Source organism: Actinomadura madurae (genome assembly GCF_900115095.1).
In the GTDB taxonomy this organism is placed as follows: Bacteria; Actinomycetota; Actinomycetes; order Streptosporangiales; family Streptosporangiaceae; genus Spirillospora; species Spirillospora madurae.
Window position 1 is genome coordinate 152,258 of the sequence record NZ_FOVH01000020.1, and the last position, 19,379, is coordinate 171,636.

Consider the following 19,379-nt stretch of genomic DNA (forward strand, 5'->3'; position numbering starts at 1 on the left):
TCCCGCTCTCATCCGTCGCGTGTCGTCTCCGCGGCGGGCTCGGCCGCGGGCCCGGTCACGGCCGGCTTGCCGCCGGACCGCTTCGGCCCGGCGGCGAGGCTCGCGACGGTGGTGGCGGCCAGCGTCCCGGCGATCACCGCCAGGGACAGCCAGATCGGCACCTCCGGCGCCCACGCGACGCCGTACTCGTGCAGCGCGTGGAAGATCAGCTTGACCCCGATGAACCCGAGGATGAACGCCAGCCCGTGCCCGAGGTAGACCAGCCGGTCGGTGAGCCCGCCGAGCAGGAAGTACAGCTGGACGAGGCCCATCAGGGCGAACGCGTTGGCGGTGAAGACCAGGTACGGCTCGGTCGTCAGCCCGAAGATCGCGGGGATCGAGTCCAGCGCGAACAGCACGTCGGTGGAGCCGATCGCGATCATGACGATGGCCATCGGGGTGACCAGCCGGCGCCCCGACCTCCGGGTGACGAACCGGCTGCCGTCGTACTCGTCGGACGTGGGGATGACGCGCTTCGCCCAGCGCAGCAGCGCGTTCTCCTTGAACTCGTCCTCGTCGCCGCCGCGGACCAGGCCGATCGCCGTCCAGATGAGGAACGCGCCGAAGATGAAGAAGACCCACGTGAAGGTCGCGATGGCCGCGGCGCCGACCGCGATGAAGATGCCGCGCAGCACCAGCGCGATCACGATGCCCGCCATCAGCACGGTGTGCTGCGCGTGCTTCGGCACGGCGAACCGGGTCAGGATCACCATGAACACGAACAGGTTGTCGACGCTGAGGCTCTTCTCGGTGACGAACCCGCCGAAGTACTCCGCGGCGTGCTCACCGCCGGAGAACGCCCACACGCCGAGGCCGAACAGCGCGGCGAGGCCGATGTAGACGGTGGACCAGAACGCGGCCCTGCGGGTGGTGAACTCCCGCGTGTCGTTGCGGTGGATCAGGAACAGGTCGGCCGCGATGATCGCGAGAATGCCCGCGATGGTGAGGGCCCAGACCAAGGGTGGAACAGACAACGTGAACCCCTCCGGCGGACACGAAACGAGCGCCGGAGGTCTCTCCCGCCCAGAGTGCGCGAGGGCCGCGGAACCCGGGCAGGTATGGACCGGCCGTATTGACGGGAACCGCGCGCAGGGATACTCCCCTCCGATTACCTCCTTGAACGCGGCCCGGGGCGGTGTGGTTCCCGGGCCGGCGAAAATTCTTGATCCCGTTCCGAACCGGAGCGCCGGACGCGGCGTCTAAGGTCCGGTCACCTCCCACCCCCGCGGGGGTCAGCGGCGGGTTCCCACCACTTCCAGGTAGAGGGCCGCGAGCTGATCGGCGGCGTCGTCCTCGTCCGGCAGCAGCGCCGACCGCTGGGCGGCGGCCGAGGCGAGCCGCGCCGCGAGCGACGGGTCGTCCAGGACGCGGTCCACCGCGCGGCCGAGCGCCTCCGCGTCGTTCGGCGGCACCAGCAGGGCCGCCTCGCTCTCCGGCCCCTGGAGCAGCGGCTCCTCCCCGCCACGCTCCGCCGCGCCGAGCATCCCGGGGATGCCGCCGACCCGGGTCGCCACCAGCGGCCGCCCGGCCCGCAGGATCTCCTGGACGATCAGCGGCTGCCCCTCCCACACGCTCGGCACGACCGCCACGTCGCAGGCGGCCAGCAGCGCGGCGACGTCGGAGCGGCGGCCGAGCAGCCGGACGGGCAGGTCCTCGGCCTCGACGCGGGCGCGCAGCTCGTCCTCCAGCGGCCCGTCGCCGGCGATCGCGACCAGCGGCGGCGGGGTGCGCCCCGTCCAGCCGCGCGCCGCGTCCAGCAGGGTCGGCAGGCCCTTCTGCCGGGCCAGCCGCCCGACCGTGACGATCAGCGGCCGCTCCCCCACGCCCAGCTCCGCCCGCAGGTCGGCGCGCACGGCGGGGCCCGGCTGGGCCCGCGGCGCGGGGGCGGGGACGATCGCATGCCCGACCGAGCGGGCGCCGAGGCCGCGCATCCGGTCCTCCAGATCGGGTGAGACGCCGAGGACCCGGGCGGCGCCGCGCGCCACGACGCGCTCCAGCAGCCCGTAGACGGCGGCGGTCCGCCCGCCCGCGATGACGGCGTTGTGCAGGGTGACGACCAGCGGCGGCCCGCCCCGCGCGAAGCGCAGCGGCCCCGGCGCGACGCGCGCGCACGCCGCGACCGCGAGGGCTCCCGCGCGCAGCCCGTGGGCGTGGACGACGTCCGCGTCGCGCAGCAGCCCACGCAGCCGGGCGGCGGCCCTGGCGTCGCTCACCGGACGTGCCCGGTCGGCGAGGTCGACCTCGGCGAAGCGGGCGCCGCCCTCGGCGAACCCGAACAGCTCCTCGGTCGACGCCGGGCCGCAGACCAGGACGCGGGCGCCGCGCCCGGCCAGGCGCTCGGCGACCGACCGGACGTGCCGGCCGACGCCGCCGGCGCTGGTGCCGAGGACCAGCGCCACGCGCAGGCCGTCCAGATGCTCATCGGACATTGCGGGTGACCTTCCGGCTGAGGACGGCCCGCAGATCCCGGCCGTCGATCACGAATGCGATGATCAGGAACACCGCGGCGGCGACGAGCGCGGCGAGCGCCCCCGTCCCGGCGTTGCGCAGCTCCCCCGCCGGGCCGGTCCCGCCGAGGCCGAGCAGCGCGGCCGTCGCGTATCCGGCGGCCCCGCCCGCGGCGGCGCCGAGCAGCCCGGCGGCCAGCGCGCGCGGGAGCCCGCGCACGGACGCCGCGCCCCGCGCGCGGGCGAGCGTCCCGAGGAGCAGCACCCCGGCGACCGTCATGCCGGCCGCGTTGCCGATGCCGAGCGCGGCGACCACCCATTGCCGGTCGACCGACAGCACCAGCGCGACGTCGGCGACCATCACGACGAGCCAGCCCACGACGATCGCCGAGGCGCCCATCCGGCCCTTGTGGCACGCGAACAGCACCCGCTGGAGATGCGCGACGAGACCGTATCCGAGCAGGCCGGGCGCGAACGCGAGCACCGCCTTGGACAGCACGTCCTGCTGGCCGGGGTGGCCAGGGTTGAACACGGCCCCGACCGGCAGCGCGACGGCCGCGAGCACGGCGGCCCCCGCGCACGACACCAGGACCACCGCGCGGGTGGTGGACGCGGTGACCTGGTCGAACCGCTCCCGCTCCCCGGCGCTCATCCGCGCCGACAGCATCGGGAACGCGCTGGTCGCGATCGGCACCGCCAGGATCGCCCACGGCAGCAGGTAGATCGCCCACGCGTACTGGTAGTTCGCGAGCGCGCCGCCCGTCCCCTCGTAGCTGAGCCGGACCACGAGCAGCGCCGACAGCTGCTGCGCCGCGACCGTCGCCAGGCCGGCGACCGCGAGCCGCCGCACCCGCGGCGCCACCCCGTCCGGGAAGCGCAGCGTCGGGCGCAGCCGGAGCCGCAGCCGCCAGGCCGCGATCCCCGCGGTGGCGGCCATCGCGACACCGCCGAGCGCCGTCCCGACCGACAGCGTCAGCATCGCGCCCGTCGGGAGCCCTGCGAGGTCGTTCTCGAACCCGCGGCCGAGGGGCGCGTACGCGACGTAGGCGCCGATCACCACCAGGCTCGACATCAGCGGCGCCAGCGCCGGCGCGACGAACCGGCGGTGCGACTGCAGCAGCCCGTACAGCACGACCGCCATCCCGTACATCACCATCTGGACGGACTGGATCGCGAGCATGGTCGAGCCGACGTCGACGATCTGGCCGCGCGAGCATCCCTGCAGGTCGCCGCCCGCCAGCAGCTCCATCACCGGGCGGGACGCGAGCGCCATCAGCGCCGACAGCGGCACCATCAGCACGACGATCCAGGTGAGCAGCGCCGACCCGATCCGGCGGACCTCGTCCCGGTCGCCGCGCTCGGCGGGGCCCGCCAGCACCGGCACGACCATGCTGGCGAGCGCGCCGCCCGCGACGATCTCGTACACGATGCTGGGGAACTGCGTGGAGGTGAAGTACGCCTGGCTGAGGCAGGACGTGGTGACCGTCTGCGAGAACGCGTAGGTGCGCCCGAACCCGGCGAGCCTGGACAGCACCGTGATGACCGCGATGACCAGGGCGGCACCGGCGAGCCCGCCGGTCAGCCTGCGCATGGCGGACGCCGGCCTGGTCGGCGGGGACGCTTCGGACGAGGGCACGGTGGAGGAAGGCACGCTGCGAGAGGGGCGGGGGGCCGTCCGCGCGCTAGGCCGGGTCGGCGGCCACGCCGTTGCCCGCCGGGCCCGCTTGCGGCGGCACGGACGCGTGGAACGCGTCGTCCGTCACCGGCTTGTCCGCCTCCGCCGGGGCGGGGACGGGCACGGCGGCCGGGCGGCGGCCGAGCATGTCGATGCGGTTCAGCACCGGGTTGCCGGCGATGACCTTGGTGAAGCTGACGAACTCGCTGGCCGCGTTCAGCCCGGCGATCCCGGTGAGGACGGCGAGCCGCGGCCCCCGCCCGAGGCGGGTCGCGGCGAGGCCGAGCAGCGCGCCGAGCGCGTTGGCGCCGGTGTCGCCGAGCATCGCGCGCTCGCCGAGGTCCTCGGGGAGCAGCGCGGCGGCGGCGCCGAGCGGCGCGGCGACGACCGCGGAGCCGGACCGGGTCAGCGCCAGCGGCGTGCCGGCGATGAGCCCGACCTTGACGGCGCGGCCGGGACGCAGGTCGAACAGGTTCATCAGGTTCGCCGACCCGGCGATGATCGCGCCGTTGAGCAGGGTGTCGAACGCGCGTCCCGTCCGGGACGGGGCGGGCGACCCGGCGACGGCCGCGGCGGCCAGCCCGGTCGCGCCGATGCCGAGGATCTTCACCGCGCCGCTGGTCACCTCGCCGCGGGCGAGGGCGGCCAGGTGGCCCTTGAAGCCGCGGGACGAGCCGGAGCCGGCGAGGTCGTCATAGCCGCCGAGGACGCCGGAGCCGGCGCCCGCGAGCAGGGCCGCCGCGCGCATCCGGCCGGGGACCCCGGGCGCGACCAGCCCGGCCGCGGCGGCGCCCGCGACGACGGCGGGCCCCTCCAGCAGCGTCACCGGTTCGCCGCGGTGGTTGGTGCGGCCCCAGACCTCCTCGCCGGGCAGGCCGTTCAGGCCCGGAGGGCGGCGCGTCAGCGCGGCGTAGGCGGCGCGTGCGGCCGCGGCGCCCAGGCCGAGCCCGGCCGCGAACCGCGCACCGGTGGCGATGCCTCGTCTCATCAGGTCACCCGTTCTTCCCCGCCGTGGGCGCGGGCGAGGGCAGGTAGCCGCTCACGCCGGCGCCCGTGCCGTACTGCCCGGACTTGCCGCCGATCTCCTTCTGCAGCGCCAGGATCGCCACGACCTGGCCGGACGCGGTGTCCACCACGTCGACGGCGGAGACCGAGTCGGCGGCGTCGGAGTCGCGCAGCGCCGCGATCAGCCCGCCCTCCTGCGCGGAGGTCGGCGGGCCACCGACGACGGTACCGCGCCCGGCGCCGTCGAGTGCGGAGGCCAGCGAGATCAGTGCCTTGTTGTCGTCGCCGCCGCCGTCGTAGGCGTAGGGCGCGGAGGGGGCGACCATCACCGCGAGCGTCGCGTGCTGGCCGGGCTTGCCGCTGGTGGTGACGTATCCGGCCTCCTTGAAGCCGTTGAGGACGGCGCCGCCGGCGGCGTCCTCGCGGCCGGACTTGGCGGGGTCCTTGGTGACGAGCGCGTTGGCGAGGACCGCGCCGGCCTTGGTGTAGGCGTTCGCGTCGTCGGGGAACGTGACGTCGTCGGCCTTGAGCTGCGTGGCGAGCTCGTCGACGGTGGTCTGCTGGTCGTCGTCCAGGAACTTGGTCTGGATCGTGACACGCCCGGTGACGGCGGCACCGGCGTTCTTGGCGAGCTCGCTGACCTGCTCGATGCTGTCGTCGCCGGCGCCCGGCGTCTCGACCAGGACCACGGACTGGCCCTTGAGCCGGTTCTCGACGAGCTGCGGCGAGAGCACCTCGGTGAACTGCTCCTGCCCGTTCACCTGGTGCTGCAGGTCGCGCTGCGCCAGCCGGGCCTGCTGGGCGGTCTTGGCCGCGGAGTTCGCCTGCTGGCGCAGGGTGTCGCTCACCGAGTTCGACAGCGTGGTCGAGCCGAGCACGATGCCGAGCGCCAGCGCGAGGAAGATCGCGACGATGGAGACGAGGTGGTAACGGAAATCGATCACGTGAAGAGTCCGGTCAGCCAGAAGACGAAGGCGTGCCAGCGGTCGGCGAGCAGGGGACTGATGACGTCCCCCGCCGGGGACATGGCGACGGCGGTGACGATGGCGATGAACGCGCCGAGGACGAGGAACAGCAGCGACCAGGTGGAGATGCGGCTGCGGTAGAGCCGGCTCACGCCCTTGGCGTCGACGAGCTTGCTGCCGACGCGCAGGCGGGTGAGGAACGTGCTGGCCATGCCGGCGCGCCCCTTGTCGAAGAACTCCTCCATGTTGGCGTGCGTGCCGACCGCGACGATCAGCGAGGCGCCCTTGTCGTCGGCGAGCAGCATGGCGATGTCCTCGCTGGTGGCGGCGGCCGGGAAGACCACGGCCTCCTGCCCCAGCTCGTGGACGCGCTTGAGGCCGGGCGCCCGCCCGTCCCGGTAGGCGTGCACGACGAGCTCGGCGCCGCTGGTGAGGGCGTCGTCGGAGACCGAGTCCATGTCGCCGACGATCATGTCGGGGCGGTAGCCGGCCTCCATCAGCGCGTCGGCGCCGCCGTCCACCCCGATCAGCACGGGCCGGTACTCGCGCAGGTAGGGCCGCAGGGTCGCGATGTCCTCGCGGTAGTGGTAGCCGCGGACGACGATCAGCGCGTGCCGCCCGCTGATCTTCGTGGCCACCTCGGGGACGCCGACGCCGTCGATGAGCAGGTCGCGCTCGCGCTTGACGTACTCCATCGTGTTGGCGACGAACGCCTCCAGCTGGGCCGACAGCCCCGCCTTGGCCTCGGTCAGCGCCTCCTCGACGGACTCGGCGGTCTGCTCGGTGCCCTTGGCGACGACGTCCTCGCCGCGGTGCACGGCGCACCCCTCGACGCGGACCTGGTCGCCCTCGTGCAGCTTGCCGAAGATCTCCGGGCCGACGTCGTCCACCAGCGGGATGCCGGCCTCGATCAGGATCTGCGGGCCGAGGTTGGGGTACCGGCCGGAGATGCTGGGCGCGACGTTGACGACCGCGCCGACCTCGCGCGACACCAGCGCCTCGGCGCTGACCCGGTCCAGGTCGACATGGTCGATCACCGCGACCTCGCCGGGCTGCAGCCGCTTGGTCAGGTCCTTGGTGCGGCGGTCGAGCCGGACGGTGGCGCAGACCCCCGGCCGGCCGTCGTCGCGGCCTCGGCCCAGCGTGAGCACGCGCCGCGGCAGTTTTCCGGTCAGCCGGACGCGGCGCTCAGTGGCGGGTGACGACTCGTTCATCACCAACCATCCTGCCAGAGCACGGCGGTGGCCGCCGGAAAGATCGACTGTCCTGGCGTGTCCGTTCGCGCACTCTCTGTAGTCTTTGCCGGGACGGCCGGTGCTGGCTCCGCCGCGGCGCCCGGGTGGAGCGGTCAGTCCTCCTCGGCCGCCATGGCGAGGAGCTCCTCGGCGTGGGCGCGGCCGAGTTCGGAGTCCTCCAGCCCGGCGAGCATCCGGGACAGCTCCCGCACGCGGCCCTCCCGGTCCAGCGCGGTCACGCCGCTCCTGGTGACCGTCCCGTCGTCGGACTTCTCCACCAGCAGGTGCTGGTCGGCGAACGCGGCGACCTGCGGCAGGTGCGTGACGACGATCACCTGCGCGTTGCGGGCCAGCCGGGCCAGCCGCCGCCCGATCTCCACCGCGGCCTTGCCGCCGACGCCGGCGTCCACCTCGTCGAACACGAACGTCGGCACCGGGTCGGCGCCGGCGAACACGACCTCGATCGCCAGCATCACCCGGGACAGCTCGCCGCCCGAGGCGCCCTTGTGCAGCGGCAGCGGCGGCGACCCCGGATGCGGCGCGAGCCGCACCTCGACCTCGTCGACGCCGTGCGGGCCGTAGTCCCCGGTCGGGGTCACGGTGACGACGACGCGGGCGTGCGGCATCGCCAGCGCGGTCAGCTCCTCGGTGACGGCGCCGGAGAACCGCTCGGCGGCACGGGTGCGGACGGCGGTCAGCTCCGCCGCCTCGGCGGTGAGCCGCTCGGTCAGCTCGGCGTGCTCGGCGCGCAGCTCGTCGATGCGGTCGTCGTCGCCCTCCAGCTCCCCGAGCCGGGACGCGGACGTGCGGGCCCATTCGAGGACCTCGGCGACGCTCCCGTCCGTCCCGCCGTACTTGCGGGTCAGCGCGGTCAGCTCGGCGCGCCGCTCCTGGACGGCGGCGAGCCGCGCCGGGTCGGCGTCCACCGACTCGGCGTAGGAGGCGAGGTCGGTGCCGACGTCGGAGACGAGGTAGCCGGCCTCGGTGAGCCGGTCGGCGAGCGCCGCCAGCTCCGGGTCGTGGTCGCGGACGGCCTCCAGCGCGTTGCGGGCGGTGCCGAGCAGGCTCGTCACGTTCGCGGCCTCGAACGCGGCGGCCGGGTCGCCGAGCAGCGCCTCGTGCGCGGTGTCGGCGGCGCCGCGCAGCGCGTCGGCGTGACCGAGCCGCTCCTCCTCGGCTGCGAGGTCGGTGTCCTCGCCCTCCTTGGGGTCGACCTTCTCGATCTCCTCCAGGCCGAAGCGCAGCAGGTCCGCCTCCTGGGCGCGCTCGCGGGCCCGCGTGGTCAGCTCCTCCAGCAGCGCGCTGACCTGGCGGTGCCGCTGGTACGCCTTGGTGTAGGCCCGCATCGGCTTGGTCAGCGCGCCGCCCGCGTACCGGTCGAGCGCGCCGCGCTGCCGGGACGACTGGAGCAGCCGCTGCTGGTCGGACTGGCCGTGCACGGCGACCAGGTCGTCGGCCAGGTTGATCAGCACGTTCACCGGGACGGACCGGCCGCCGAGGAACGCGCGGGAGCGGCCCTCCGCCGACACCGACCGGGTGACGATCAGCGCGCCGTCGTCCAGCTCGCCGCCGGACTCCTCGACCCGCTCGACCACCCGGCCGCCGGGATCGACGACGATCCGGCCCTCGACCGTGGCGCGGTCCGCGCCCGGCCTGACCCGCTGCGGGTCGGCGCGGCCGCCGAACAGCAGGCCGAGGCTGGTGACCACCATGGTCTTGCCCGCCCCGGTCTCCCCGGTCACCACGTTGAAGCCCGGCGACAGATCGAGCACGGCCTCGTCGATCACACCGAGGCCCTGGATCCGCACCTCATCGACCATCGGACGCACCAGCGTCACAACCCTCCGCAAACAGATCCCCGATCAGCGCCTGTGGAGATTATCCCCTCTGCCCGCCGGACGCCTCCCCGTCCCGCTCCGGGGGCACGCCCTCCGGGGCGAATCCGGGGCCCGGGTACTCGGCGATGCCGCCGGCCGCCGGGGCGTCCCCGACCTGCGAGTCCCCGAGCGGCGGGGACGGCCGGGAGGGCTGCCTGACCCGCCCGCGCCACCCCGTCACGGGCAGCCCGAACTTGGTGACCAGCCGGTCGGTGAACGGGGTGAGGTGCAGCCGCGCGAGCCGCACCGGCTCGGCGCCGCGGCGGACCTCCACCCGCGCCCCCGGCGGCAGGTCGAGGGTGCGGCGCCCGTCGCACCACAGGACGGCGCGGGGCGTGCCCGGCAGCACCTCGACCGCGACCGACGACCGCGGCGACACCACCAGCGGCCGCGCGAACAGCGAGTGCGCGCTGATCGGGACGACCAGCATCGCCTCCACCTCGGGCCACACGACCGGGCCGCCGGCGGAGAACGCGTACGCGGTGGAGCCGGTCGGTGTGGCGCACACCACGCCGTCGCAGCCCCAGTTCGACAGCGGCCGGCCGTCGATCTCGGCGACGACCTCCAGCATCCGCTCCCGCTCGGCCTTCTCGATGCTCGCCTCGTTCAGCGCCCAGGTCGTGCCGAGGACGGTGCCGTTGCGGCGCGCGATGACGTCGATGGTCATCCGCTCCTCGACGTCGTAGCGGCGGGTGCACACGCGGTCGACGGTGGCGGCGAGGTCGTCCCGCTCGGCCTCGGCGAGGAACCCGACGTGGCCGAGGTTGACGCCGAGCAGCGGGGTGCCGGACGAGCGGGTCAGGTCGGCGGCGCGCAGCAGCGTCCCGTCGCCGCCGAGGACCATGACGACCTCGGCGCCGTCGGCCGCCGCGGCGGTGCCGGGCATCACGTCCACGCCCGTGCAGCCGATCTCCCCGGCCTCCTCGTCCAGGACCCGGACGCAGATCCCGGCCTGGCTGAGCCGCTCGATGACCAGCTGCGCGCTGCGGACCGCCTCGGGCCGCCCGGTGTGCGCCACGACCAGCACCGACCTCTTGCTCATGCTCTCGCCCCACTCCCCGACGCGCTACGGCGTACAGACGTCTGGACGAACGTCCCTCGCTGGGACGTTCCCGGTTCGGACGTCCTCTGTACGTTCCGGGGACCGCCGCCGCTCATTGCGGACCCGCCTCGATGGCCTTCCGCAGCGCCTCGTCGTCGAGCGGCGGGGCGCCCGCGCGCAGCCACAGGAAGTACTCCACGTTGCCGGACGGGCCGGGCAGCGGGCTCGCCGTCACCCCGAGGACGCCGAGGCCGAGCGTGGCCGCGTGCCCGGCCACGCCGCGCACGGCGCCGGCGCGCAGCTCCGGGTCGCGTACGACGCCGCCCGCGCCCACCCGGTCCTTGCCGACCTCGAACTGCGGCTTCACCATGACGGCGTAGTCGGCCTCGGGGGCCGCGCACCTCTGGAGCGGCGCGAGCACGAGCTTCAGCGAGATGAACGACAGGTCGCCGACGACCAGGCCCGCGGGCGGGCCGCCGAGCATGCCGGGTTCCAGGTCGCGGACGTTGACCCGTTCAAGGACGGTGACCCGGTCGTCGGTGCGCAGCGACCAGGCGATCTGCCCGTAGCCGACGTCGACCGCGTACACGCGCGCCGCGCCCGCGCGCAGCAGGACATCGGTGAACCCGCCGGTCGAGGCGCCCGCGTCCAGGCATACGCGGCCCTTCACGCGCAGGTCACCGAACGCCTCCAGCGCGCCGGCGAGCTTGTGCCCGCCGCGGGAGACGTACTCGGGGCCGCCGCCGGCCTCGTCCACGACGATCGCGGCCCCGGCCTCGACCTGCGTCGCCGCCTTCGCCGCGGTCTGCCCGCCGACGCGGACCCGGCCGTCGCCGATCAGCTGCCCGGCGTGCTCGCGCGACCGGGCAAGGCCGCGCCGCACCAGCTCCGCGTCCAGCCTGCGCCTGCTCATCGCCGGGCCTCCGCCCGGCCGCCCGGCGGGCGCGCCGGGCCCCTCGCACGGCTCACGGGCGCGGGCGCAGGGCGCCGGGGAAGGCGGGACGGGGCGGCTCGGGCCGCTCGGGCCGCTCGGCTAGGCCGGGCCCCTCGTCCTGGCCGGCGGACGCGAGGAGCTCCTGGAGCCGCTGGTGGACGTCCTCGAAGATCTCCACGTGCTCGGGGACGGGCCGCCCGCCGAGCTCGCCGAGGCGCGCCACGGCGGCGTCCACGCGGGGGTCGCCGGTGGGGTCGGGCGGCGGCACGGCCGGGAAGCCCGGCTCCTCCGCGGCCTCGTCGGACATCACGTTTTACCTCCCAGTGCTCCCGGAGCGCCCGTGACGAGTCGCCTCCGGCTCACCATGAACGCTACCGTCCCTGAACGACATCGTTGCCGGACGAACGGGGAACGGCCTGACCATGGCGAACGAGGAGGACTGCCGCGCGGCGCTGGAGCGCGTCGCGGCGCGCCTGGCGGAGGTGGACGCCGACCGGCTCGCCGAGCACGTCGTCGAGCGGACGATCAGCTGCCGGGTGCCGGACCTCGGGCTGGCCTACCGCACCCGCCTGCACGCGGGCGGCCTCGACCCGTTCGAGCCCGACGGCGACCCGGGGGCCGCGCAGGTGCGGCTGACCATGGACAGCGACGACCTCGTCGCGATGGCCAACGACGAGCTGAACCCGGCCAAGGCGTGGGCGGCCGGGCGCCTCAAGATCGAGGCGAGCATCTTCGACCTCCTCCGCCTGCGCAAGTTCCTCTGACCCGCGGTCCCTGCGATCCGCGGGGGCGCGCGGCGGCGGGCTCAGAGCGCGAGGGTCTCCAGCGCCTCGCTCAGGGCTTCGGCCGACGGGGGCGCTGCGGTCTCCCAGGCGGCGGACGCGAGGGCGCGGAGGCCGTCGTAGGGGTCGCCGGATCCGCTGACCGCGAACGCGCCGCCGTCGCGGCGGGCCGTCCAGCCGCCGCACCGGTGGCCGCCGTCCTCCCGGACGGGCTCCGGGTGCGGGACGAGCAGCCCGGTCAGGTCGGCGGCCAAGTAGGTGGGCCGCCGCTCGGGCGGGGCGGTCAGGGCCTGGAGGGGGTCGGTGACCCCGGTGAAGACGAGGAGGCTGTCGGCGCCCCCGTTGTGCGCGCCCTCGATGTCGGTGTCGAGGCGGTCGCCGACCACCAGCGGGCGCTCGGCGCCGGTCCGCAGGATCGACTCGTGGTGCAGGGGCCGCTCGGGCTTGCCGGTGACGATCGGCTCGACCCCGGTCGCACCGCTGATCACGCGGAGGAGGGACCCGTTGCCGGGATGGGGCGGCCCGTCGCCGCCCGGGATGGTCAGGTCGCCGTTGGACCCGACGAACAGGGCGCCCATGCTGACCGCCTGCGCGCCCTCGGAGAGGAGCCCGTAGCCGAGGTCGGGGTGGTAGCCCTGCACGACCGCGGCGGGACGTCCGGCCGCCGTCGACACCGGGCGCAGGCCCTGCTGGTACAGGGCGTGGCGCAGCCCCATGCCGCCGACCACGAGCACCTCCGCCCCGGCGGGCAGCCGTTCGGCGAGCAGGCGCGCGGCGGCCTGCGCGGAGGTCACCACGTCCCGCGGGTCGGCCGGGACGCCGACGTCGGTGAGCAGGGCCGCGACCGCCGACGGCGTCCGGGAGGCGTTGTTGGTCACGAACGCGAGCCGCTGCCCCGCCGCGCGGGCCTTGGCGAGCGACTCGGCCGCCGCCGGGACGGGCCTGCGGCCGATGTAGACGACCCCGTCGAGGTCGAGCAGGGCGACGTCGTACGCCTCGCTCAGCGGACGCTCGCTGCCTTTCATGGGGCTCCTCATGCCTGCGATCGTAAGGGGGCGGTACCGGCTGGTAACGGCCGGGTCAGCGCCGTGACGCGAGCGTGGCCCTGGCGTGCCGCAGCGCCTTCGCGTAGTCCTGGTTCTCCGGCCGCATGGCCGCCGCCAGCGCCAGATGCTCGACGGCGCCCTGGAAGTCGCCCATGCGGCTGAGCGCCAGCCCGAGCCCGAACCGCGCGTAGTCCTCCGCGGGCTCCTCCTCCACGATCCCGCGGAAACTCTCCGCCGCCGCGCCGAACTGCCGCGCGCCGAACTGCGCGCGGGCGAGCGCCTCCCGGATGCTGTGCGACCGCGGCTCGGCCTCGGCGGCCCGCGCCAGCAGCTGCAGCGCCGCCGCGGCGCTGCCCGACCTCAGCAGCTCCAGGCCCCGGGTGTACCACTCGTAGACCCCGCCTCCCGGCGAGGCCGCATGCTCGCCGGGATCGTCGCCCGGGGAATCCTCGGGCCGTCCGGTCCCTTGATCACTCACGTGGACCTCCCCTCGGACACCGACCACTATGAACGTACCCGGCACGCCGCCGGACGCCACGGGGTGCATACGATGCCCCCCGTGGACGACGACCTCCCCTCCGGGCTCGGGCCGGAGGAGTTCAGCGCCAGGATCTTCGGGACGGCGGGGCCGCGGACGGGTGGGGGCCTGGAGCTGGCCCCGTTCCGCGGCGTCCGCTTCGTCCCCGAGGTCGCGGGCGATCTGGCGTCGGTGACCATGCCGCCCTACGACCTCATCGACGAGGCGGCGGCGATGCGGCTGCTGGCGGGCGGCGGCCACAACATCGTCCGGCTCAACCTGCCGCGCGCGGCCGGGGAGGGCTACGACGCGGCGGGCGACCGCCTGCGCCGCTGGCTGGCCGAGGGCGCGCTCACCGTCGACCCCGTCCCGGCCCTGTACGTCTACGAGGCGGCCCGCGGCGGGACGGTCCTGCAGCGCGGCCTGATCGGCGGGCTGGGCCTGCGCGCGGAGGCCGAGCGCGTCGTCCTGCCGCACGAGAACGTCTTCCCCGGCCCGGTCCGCGATCGGCTGGCGCTGATGGCGGCGGCGAACGCGAACCTGGAGCCGATCTTCCTGGTGTACGAGGGCGGCGGGGACGCGGCCCGCATCGTCGACGGCGCCGCGGCCGAGCCGCCGCTGCTGGAGTTCGGCGCCGACGACGGGCTGACGCACCGGCTGTGGCGCGTCACCGACCCCGCGCTGCACGCCCGGGTGGCCGCCGATCTGCGCGGCAGGCAGGCGCTCATCGCGGACGGGCACCACCGCTACGCCACCTACCGCGCCCTCCAGGCCCGCCATCACGCCGCGGGCGACGGCCCCGGCCCCTGGGACGCGGGCCTCGCCCTGCTCGTCGACTCCACGCGGTACCCGCCGCACCTGGGCGCGATCCACCGCGTCCTGCCGGGCCTGCGTCCGGACGAGGCGCTGAGCAGGGCCCGCAAGGTGTTCCGCGTGACCGGCTTCGGGGACGAGGGCGCGGCGCTCGACGCGCTCGCGGCGGCGGACGGCCCCGCCTTCCTGCTCGGCGGCGGCCCGCTCCACCTGCTGGCCGACCCCGACCCGGACGCGCTGAACCGGTCGATGCCGTCCGAGCACTCACCGCGCTGGCGGCGGCTCGACACGGCGGTCCTCGACCATCTGCTCATCGGGAACGTGTGGAACGTCCCGGAGAACGAGAACGCCATCGAGGTGGTGCACGACGACCCGTCCGCCGCGATCGTCCGGGCCAGGCGCGTGGGCGGCACGGCGGTGATCCTCAACCCGCTCAAGACGGAGGACGTGCTGGCCATCGCCGGACAGGGCGAGCGCGTACCGCGCAAATCCACCTCGTTCGGCCCGAAGCCCCGCACAGGCCTCGTCCTGCGCCTTCTCGACCCAGCCCTGGACGAGAGGCCATGATCGGGGGATGGACACCACGACCACGGTCACGCCGCTCGGCGGGGACGTCTACGAGATCGACACCCGGATGGCCGGATACAGCGGCATCACCGCCGGATACCTGATTCTGTCCGACCGGCCATGCCTGGTGGAGCCCGGCACGTCCACCTCCGCTCCCACCATGCAGTGGGCGCTGCGGGAGCTGGGCGTCGGGCCGGACGATCTCGCGAGCGTGGTCGTGACCCACATCCACCTCGACCACGCGGGCGGCGTCGGCGACATCGCCCGGCTCTACCCGCGCGCCGAGGTCGTCGTCCACGAGAAGGGCGCGCGGCACCTGGCGGACCCGTCCCGGCTCCTGCGCAGCGCCCGGATGGTGTACGGCGACGCCCTCGACACGCTGTTCGGGGAGCTGAAGCCGACGGAGGCGGCGCGGATCCGGGCCGTCGAGGACACCGGCGTGATCGACCTCGGCGGCGGGCGCCGGCTGGAGTCGCACTACTCCCCCGGGCACGCCAAGCACCATGTCGGGCTGATGGACTCGCAGACCGGCGACCTGTACGTCGGCGACGCGGCCGGCGTCTACATCCCCGAGACGGCGGACGTGAAGCCCTCGACGCCGCCGCCGGACTTCGACCTCGACACGGCGCTGAAGTCGCTCGGGATGTTCCGGTCGCTGGGCCCGCAGCGGCTGCTGTTCGCCCACTACGGGCCCGTGGCGGAGGTCGACGACACGCTGGAGCGGTCCGCGGAGGAGCTCCGGGTCTGGGTGGACGCCGTCCGCGACGCCAAGGACGAGGGCCTCGACCTCGACCACGCCGTCGCGATGGTCGTCGAGCGCACCAAGGACCGCTACGCCATCCTTGGCGACGACATCGACCCCGAGCTGGCCGCCAGGTACGAGGTGCTGAACAGCGCCGAGAGCAACGTCGCCGGCATCCTGCACGCCCTCAGCAGGCCCGCCTAGCGGCGGAGCGGGCCGGGCAAGCCCGCCTAGCGGAGGAACGGGCCGGGAGGGCCTCAGCGGCGGAACGGGCCGGTGACCTCGAAGGTGTAGCCGTCCGTGCCGCCGATGAACCCGCTCTTACCGCGCTGGGACGAGAAGTAGAGGCGCGATCCGTCCGGGCTGAACGCCGGCCCGGTGATCTCCGACTCGTCGTGGCCGATGATGCGCAGGACCGGCGCCACCACCCCGTCCGTCGTCACGATGTTGATCTCCATGTTGTCGCCGTCCTCGGCGACGTAGAGGTCGCCGGACGCCGTCGCGGTCAGATTGTCGACGCCGTGCAGCGGGGCCTCGCCGGTGGTGACGAGGTCGTCGTCGTACGCGATGTCGAGGCGCTGGGCTGCCGCGTCATACGCCCAGACGCGGTTGTCCCCCTTGGTGGTGAAGTAGCAGACGCCGTGCGTGTAGTAGCAGCCTTCACCACCGTCGAAATGCATGGCGCCCTCCACCTGCTCACGGGTAGGCGTGAGCCAGAACTCGGGATTGGGCACCTTCGCCCACTGGACGGGACCTGTCCCTGAGCCGACCAGCACTTCGAGCCTGCCCGACGACAGATCACCCCACGTGTTCGGCCGGAACCGGTAGAAGCAGCCGTCCGACTGGTCCTCGGTCAGGTAGATGACCTTCCGATCGGGGTCGGACGCCGCAGCCTCGTGCTTGAACCGGCCCATCGCCGGGCGGGCCGTGGCCCCCTGCTGCCCTGTCGGGTCCGTCTCGTGGACGAGCCCGATGTCATGTTCCTCGCAGGACAGCCACGTGTTCCACGGCGTCGCCCCGCCCGCGCAGTTCAGCGAGGTGCCGTTCAGGATCCGGTAGGCGGACGTGACCTTCCCCGACGCGTCGAACCGCACCGCGGACACACCGCCGACGATCGGGACCTCCGAGTTGCTCACGTAGATCCAGCCATCCCCGGCGGGGAAGCACGCGCCGCCGTCGGGCGCCGGATGCCACGTGTGCCTCGTCCCCTCGACGCGTTGCAGGGAACGCGCCACGATCCTGCTGGTGAACCCGTCCGGCAGTTGCAGCCCGTTGCCGTCGGCGGCCCGCAGCGGACCGTACGGGCTGGGTCCGGGCTGTGCCGGGCCGGACGCGAACGCCCGCCCCCACAGGGCGCCTGAGAGGGCGGTCGTGCCTCCGGCGACGGCGGTGACGCGCAGGAACGAGCGGCGGTTCAGGGGCATGGCACTCCTCGGGGGTCGATCACCGCCGGGCTGTTCCGGCGGCCCCCCGAATGGCGCGGTCCCGTGGAATATCCGGGAAAGCTACCCGCCAGTCAAGTACCGGGCGTCACTCCGCGGGAGGAGGCTGCTCCTCACCGGCGGGCTTCGGCTCCAGGAAGACCGCCGCGGCCTCGGGCGCGTCCTCGTCTAGGGCGTCCTGCACCTCGGGTTCGGCTGGCTTGAACGCGATGTCGGTCGCCGAGACCTCGCCGGGCTCCGCCCCGTGGTCGCCGCCGGCCTGCTCTGCGCCGGTCTGCGCTTCGCCGGTCTGCGCTTCGCCGGTCTGCGCTTCGCCGGTCTGCGCTTCGCCGGTCTGCGCTTCGCCGTCTTCCTCGGTGTCGAGGATGTGGAGGCCCTCGATCTCGGCGTAGCGTTCGGCGGCGTCGGTGTCGCCGTCCCGGTCGGCCGCCGCGGCCCGCGCGAACCAGTCGGCCGCCTCCCCCTCGCGTCCCGCCTCGACGAGCGCGTCCGCGTAGGCGTAGAACAGCCGCATCGACCACGGCCTGAGCCGGCGGTCGCGCAGCTCGGGGATCTGCAGCGTGACGACGGCCGCGTCGTACTGCCCGAGGTCGCGGCGCACGCCCGACTCCACGATGCGCAGCTCGACGCGTCCCATCGGGTCGAGTTTCTCGGCCTCCGGTGACTTGACGAGGTCGAGGGCCCGCTCGGGACGGTCGAGGCCGCGCTCGCAGTCGGCCATCAACGGCAGGTAGGCGTCGTCACCGGCGCCCAGCCGCCGCGCGGCCCGCAGCTCGGCGAGCGCCTCCGCCCACTCCCCGGCGTGGTAGGCGGCGATCCCGGCGGCCTCCCGGACGATGCCGACACGGGACGCCAGCCGCCTTGCGGCCTTGGCGTGCCGGTAGGACAGCTCCGGCTCCTCCTCGGCGAGCCGCCCGGCCATCACGAGGTGGCGGGCCACCTTGGCGGCCAGTTCCTTCGGCAGGGTGCGCAACTCGACGCGCGCGTCCGCGTCCAGCTCGTCACCGGTGACCTCGTCCGGCAGCAGCGGATCATCGTGCTTCGGCGCCGGCCGCTCACGTTCCTCGAACCGGGCCTTCCGGCCGTCTCGCTCGCGAGGAGGCCCGTAGGAGCGGTTGCCCGCGCCCTGCGGGCGCCCGTCCTGCCGACGCCGGTCCTGCGGACGCTTCGGTCCGCCACGGCCCTTGAACGGCTTCTCGCGCTCTCCCGGACGTCCTTCGCGCTTGCCCTCGAACCGCCGCCCGCCGGAGCGGCCATCGCGCTTCCCCTCGAACGGACGCGCGCCGGGGCGGTCTTCGCGCTTCCCCTCGAACGGACGCGCGCCCGGACGTCTTTCGTCACGCTCATCACGGCGTCCCCTGGCGGGGCGGTCCTGCGGACGTCCCTCAAAGCGCCGCTCACCCTGGCCGCCGCGGGCCTGGGGACCACCCGGACGCCCGTCGCGACGCGGCCCACCGCCTTGACCCGCACGCGGACCACGGGGTCCGGCCGGACGGCCCTCTCGACGCTCGCCGCCCTGGCCTCCGGAAGGCCGTCGCTCTCCCGGCCTTCCCTGACCGGCACGGGGACCATCGAAACGACGCTCGCCGCGCTGACCGCGGTCATCACGCTTGCCGCGCGCGTCCCACTCCTTGCCACCACCGGGACGACCGCGCCCGCCCTGCGGGCCACCGGCGCGAGGAGCACCACCGCGAGGAGCACCGCCACGGGGGCCGCCGCCCTTGCGGGGTCCGGAAGGCGACGCTCCCTGACCGCCGCGGGGGTATCCCCCGCGCCGCGCCGGCGCGTTCCGCCGCCCGTTGTCGCCCCGCCGCTCGCGGCTGTCGTCGCCGCGGCCGTCCTCTTCCGCGCTCATCACGTCCGTCACTGTTCTCGATGGAAGTTCGGTGGACTCTTCACCCTACTTTGAGAAGACCACCACATGCGTCGAGGGCCGCCCCGGGAAATCGGGGCGACCCTCGACCAATATGAGTCCGGCGGTGTCCTACTCTCCCACACAGTCTCCCATGCAGTACCATCGGCGCTGAGAGGCTTAACTTCCGGGTTCGGAATGGGACCGGGTGTTTCCCCCTCGCCAAAACCACCGAACGCCTCAACGCACCACCCCCAGCAGGGGTGTGCAAGCCTCAACGTCCGAGCCAGGCTCGGTATTCACTTGATTAATGCGGGTTCCCGGTTGTTTTCCAGGAACCACACAGGGACGCGAACAACTCACAACAGCGATTCGGTTTGAACGTCATGTGTGTTCAAG

17 protein-coding genes, 1 rRNA gene and 1 pseudogene are annotated in these 19,379 nt (G+C 74.4%); 4 read left to right on the forward strand and 15 right to left on the reverse strand.

Annotated features, from left to right (window positions below):
- Positions 1–8 precede the first annotated feature (8 nt).
- From BM339_RS39730 to BM339_RS39775, 10 genes and pseudogenes are all read right to left on the reverse strand, one after another.
- Complete coding sequence (locus tag BM339_RS39730) at positions 9–1,013, reverse strand: TerC family protein (RefSeq protein ID WP_024935091.1); 1,005 nt, start codon at positions 1,011–1,013, stop codon at positions 9–11.
- A 258-nt stretch (positions 1,014–1,271) separates the two neighbouring features.
- Positions 1,272–2,468 carry a glycosyltransferase family 4 protein gene (locus BM339_RS39735; RefSeq protein ID WP_177287893.1) on the reverse strand — a complete coding sequence of 399 codons (1,197 nt, stop codon included), beginning with the start codon at positions 2,466–2,468 and terminating at the stop codon, positions 1,272–1,274.
- Complete coding sequence (murJ, locus tag BM339_RS39740) at positions 2,458–4,122, reverse strand: murein biosynthesis integral membrane protein MurJ (protein WP_244938675.1); 1,665 nt, start codon at positions 4,120–4,122, stop codon at positions 2,458–2,460. Before murJ ends, BM339_RS39735 begins: the two co-directional genes overlap by 11 nt.
- Positions 4,123–4,168: 46 nt before the next feature.
- Positions 4,169–5,149 carry a hypothetical protein gene (locus BM339_RS39745; protein ID WP_075024213.1) on the reverse strand — a complete coding sequence of 327 codons (981 nt, stop codon included), beginning with the start codon at positions 5,147–5,149 and terminating at the stop codon, positions 4,169–4,171.
- Positions 5,150–5,153: 4 nt separating this feature from the next.
- Entirely contained in the window at positions 5,154–6,110 is a 957-nt protein-coding gene (locus BM339_RS39750; protein ID WP_024935087.1) for a copper transporter, read from the reverse strand.
- Positions 6,107–7,345, reverse strand: coding sequence for a putative cytokinetic ring protein SteA (steA, locus tag BM339_RS39755; RefSeq protein WP_021599456.1), 1,239 nt, complete (start codon positions 7,343–7,345; stop codon positions 6,107–6,109). Before steA ends, BM339_RS39750 begins: the two co-directional genes overlap by 4 nt.
- A gap of 134 nt (positions 7,346–7,479) precedes the next feature.
- Positions 7,480–9,186, reverse strand: coding sequence for a DNA repair protein RecN (gene recN / locus BM339_RS39760; protein WP_024935086.1), 1,707 nt, complete (start codon positions 9,184–9,186; stop codon positions 7,480–7,482).
- 211 nt (positions 9,187–9,397) lie between these two features.
- Positions 9,398–10,285 (reverse strand): annotated as a pseudogene (locus tag BM339_RS39765) (NAD kinase); the annotation flags it as partial.
- Between the two features lie 112 nt (positions 10,286–10,397).
- Complete coding sequence (locus BM339_RS39770) at positions 10,398–11,198, reverse strand: TlyA family RNA methyltransferase (protein ID WP_075024214.1); 801 nt, start codon at positions 11,196–11,198, stop codon at positions 10,398–10,400.
- 52 nt (positions 11,199–11,250) lie between these two features.
- Entirely contained in the window at positions 11,251–11,526 is a 276-nt protein-coding gene (locus BM339_RS39775; protein ID WP_075024215.1) for a hypothetical protein, read from the reverse strand.
- A 115-nt stretch (positions 11,527–11,641) separates the two neighbouring features.
- On the opposite strand from BM339_RS39775, the gene BM339_RS39780 reads away from it, so the two are divergent.
- Positions 11,642–11,983 (forward strand): SCP2 sterol-binding domain-containing protein, encoded by a 342-nt coding sequence (locus BM339_RS39780; RefSeq protein WP_021598873.1) that lies wholly within the window; start codon positions 11,642–11,644, stop codon positions 11,981–11,983.
- Between the two features lie 41 nt (positions 11,984–12,024).
- Here BM339_RS39780 and BM339_RS39785 read toward each other — a convergent pair whose 3' ends face one another.
- Positions 12,025–13,026 (reverse strand): HAD-IIA family hydrolase, encoded by a 1,002-nt coding sequence (locus BM339_RS39785; protein ID WP_021598872.1) that lies wholly within the window; start codon positions 13,024–13,026, stop codon positions 12,025–12,027.
- Between the two features lie 55 nt (positions 13,027–13,081).
- Complete coding sequence (locus tag BM339_RS39790) at positions 13,082–13,525, reverse strand: tetratricopeptide repeat protein (protein WP_021598871.1); 444 nt, start codon at positions 13,523–13,525, stop codon at positions 13,082–13,084.
- Positions 13,526–13,597: 72 nt separating this feature from the next.
- Here BM339_RS39790 and BM339_RS39795 point away from each other — a divergent pair, with 72 nt between their 5' ends.
- Both BM339_RS39795 and BM339_RS39800 read left to right on the forward strand, forming a co-directional pair.
- On the forward strand, positions 13,598–14,944 hold the full coding sequence (locus BM339_RS39795) for a DUF1015 family protein (protein ID WP_083598427.1): 1,347 nt from the start codon (positions 13,598–13,600) through the stop codon (positions 14,942–14,944).
- Positions 14,945–14,951: 7 nt separating this feature from the next.
- A complete protein-coding gene (locus BM339_RS39800) occupies positions 14,952–15,890 on the forward strand; it encodes an MBL fold metallo-hydrolase (RefSeq protein WP_075024216.1) in 939 nt (312 codons plus the stop codon).
- Positions 15,891–15,943: 53 nt separating this feature from the next.
- On the opposite strand, the gene BM339_RS39805 is transcribed toward BM339_RS39800, so the two are convergent.
- A complete protein-coding gene (locus BM339_RS39805) occupies positions 15,944–17,110 on the reverse strand; it encodes an alkaline phosphatase PhoX (protein ID WP_218163883.1) in 1,167 nt (388 codons plus the stop codon).
- Between the two features lie 106 nt (positions 17,111–17,216).
- Complete coding sequence (locus BM339_RS39810) at positions 17,217–18,068, reverse strand: hypothetical protein (RefSeq protein ID WP_256255736.1); 852 nt, start codon at positions 18,066–18,068, stop codon at positions 17,217–17,219.
- On the opposite strand from BM339_RS39810, the gene BM339_RS50355 reads away from it, so the two are divergent.
- On the forward strand, positions 18,057–19,037 hold the full coding sequence (locus BM339_RS50355) for a hypothetical protein (RefSeq protein WP_177287890.1): 981 nt from the start codon (positions 18,057–18,059) through the stop codon (positions 19,035–19,037). The two genes, BM339_RS39810 and BM339_RS50355, sit on opposite strands and share 12 nt — an antisense overlap.
- A gap of 62 nt (positions 19,038–19,099) precedes the next feature.
- On the opposite strand, the gene rrf is transcribed toward BM339_RS50355, so the two are convergent.
- Positions 19,100–19,216, reverse strand: a 5S ribosomal RNA gene (gene rrf, locus BM339_RS39815).
- Positions 19,217–19,379 lie beyond the last annotated feature (163 nt).

Bases quoted from the DNA above. Each gene is read 5' to 3' on its own strand.
- BM339_RS39800 (WP_075024216.1), top strand. From the start codon at position 14,952: ATGGACACCACGACCACGGTCACGCCGCTCGGCGGGGACGTCTACGAG.
- BM339_RS39770 (WP_075024214.1), bottom strand. From the start codon at position 11,198: ATGAGCAGGCGCAGGCTGGACGCGGAGCTGGTGCGGCGCGGCCTTGCC.
- BM339_RS39745 (WP_075024213.1), bottom strand. From the start codon at position 5,149: ATGAGACGAGGCATCGCCACCGGTGCGCGGTTCGCGGCCGGGCTCGGC.
- BM339_RS39775 (WP_075024215.1), bottom strand. From the start codon at position 11,526: ATGTCCGACGAGGCCGCGGAGGAGCCGGGCTTCCCGGCCGTGCCGCCG.
- BM339_RS39805 (WP_218163883.1), bottom strand. From the start codon at position 17,110: ATGCCCCTGAACCGCCGCTCGTTCCTGCGCGTCACCGCCGTCGCCGGA.
- BM339_RS39780 (WP_021598873.1), top strand. From the start codon at position 11,642: ATGGCGAACGAGGAGGACTGCCGCGCGGCGCTGGAGCGCGTCGCGGCG.
- BM339_RS39785 (WP_021598872.1), bottom strand. From the start codon at position 13,026: ATGAAAGGCAGCGAGCGTCCGCTGAGCGAGGCGTACGACGTCGCCCTG.
- BM339_RS39795 (WP_083598427.1), top strand. From the start codon at position 13,598: ATGCCCCCCGTGGACGACGACCTCCCCTCCGGGCTCGGGCCGGAGGAG.
- steA (WP_021599456.1), bottom strand. From the start codon at position 7,345: ATGAACGAGTCGTCACCCGCCACTGAGCGCCGCGTCCGGCTGACCGGA.
- BM339_RS39735 (WP_177287893.1), bottom strand. From the start codon at position 2,468: ATGTCCGATGAGCATCTGGACGGCCTGCGCGTGGCGCTGGTCCTCGGC.
- recN (WP_024935086.1), bottom strand. From the start codon at position 9,186: ATGGTCGATGAGGTGCGGATCCAGGGCCTCGGTGTGATCGACGAGGCC.